Genomic DNA, 1,079 nt, shown 5'->3' with positions numbered 1-1,079 from the left:
TTCGTTTTTGCCAAGTAAGATGTTGCGTTTGATCAATAACTCGACTTTTCCACTTGATTTAGGCGTTTTTTTATCCGCTTTATGCCAAATTAAGTTCTGTTTTGGCATGTGAGACCAGTTATCCACTTCTATATGAAAATTATTCTCCACAGCGTTTTGTCAGTTTGATTGCTTCTTGATAGGATGCTGAATCAGCCAAGAAATACCTCCCCAAAGCGCGTTGCGCTCTAGAGAGTAAAAACAGAATAAAAAAGGGAAACATTATGACAATTACCATGTTCGGCATTCCAAACTGCGACACCATCAAAAAAGCAAAGAAATGGTTGGAAGCTGAAAACATTGCGTTTGATTTTCACGACTACCGCAAACAAGGTATTGATGCTCAAATGGTGACTGAATTTTGTCAGGCGCTAGGCTGGGAACAAGTTCTCAACAAACGTGGCACCACGTTCCGCCAACTGACTCAAGAACAAAAAGACACGCTTAACGAAGAAAATGCTATTGCGCTGTTGGTTGACAACCCAGCGATGATTAAGCGCCCAATTCTGAACGTAGACGGCCAACTCCATATCGGTTTCAAAGCAGACCAATACGCTACGATTTTTAATTCATAAATGTAAGGAAGACTCAAGGATGACAGACAGTCCAGTACTGGCACTTGCAAAAGACCTGATCAGCCGCCAGTCCGTAACACCTGAAGATGCAGGTTGTCAGGACCTAATGATCGAGCGTTTAAAAGCGCTCGGTTTTGAAATTGAAGTCATGGTGTTTGAAGACACCACCAACTTTTGGGCGCGTCGCGGTAACGAAGCGCCATTGTTTGCTTTCGCAGGTCACACAGATGTCGTACCCGCAGGCAAGCTAGAACAATGGGATACACCACCGTTCGAGCCAACCATCATCGATGGCTACCTTCATGGTCGTGGTGCAGCCGATATGAAAGGCTCTTTGGCGGCGATGGTAGTGGCCGTTGAACGCTTTATTGCCGAGCACCCAGATCACAAAGGCTCGATTGGCTTTTTGATCACTTCTGATGAGGAAGGTCCTTTCATTAACGGTACCGTCCGCGTCGTAGAAGC

2 protein-coding genes are annotated in these 1,079 nt (G+C 45.2%); both read left to right on the top strand.

Going from position 1 to position 1,079, the window contains the following annotated elements; translation table 11 throughout:
• Window positions 1-263: 263 nt before the first annotated feature.
• Window positions 264-614: an ArsC family reductase gene (locus R8N28_RS26710; protein ID WP_005484501.1), complete on the top strand. Its 351-nt coding sequence runs from the start codon at window positions 264-266 to the stop codon at window positions 612-614.
• 19 nt (window positions 615-633) lie between these two features.
• A partial coding sequence (locus R8N28_RS26705; protein WP_318183856.1) for a M20/M25/M40 family metallo-hydrolase occupies window positions 634-1,079 on the top strand: 446 nt, incomplete at its 3' end.

It is taken from the genome of Vibrio sp. Vb1554 (assembly GCF_033344235.1).
Note: the sequence above shows the minus strand (reverse complement) of the source record. Positions and strands in the feature narration are given on the sequence as shown.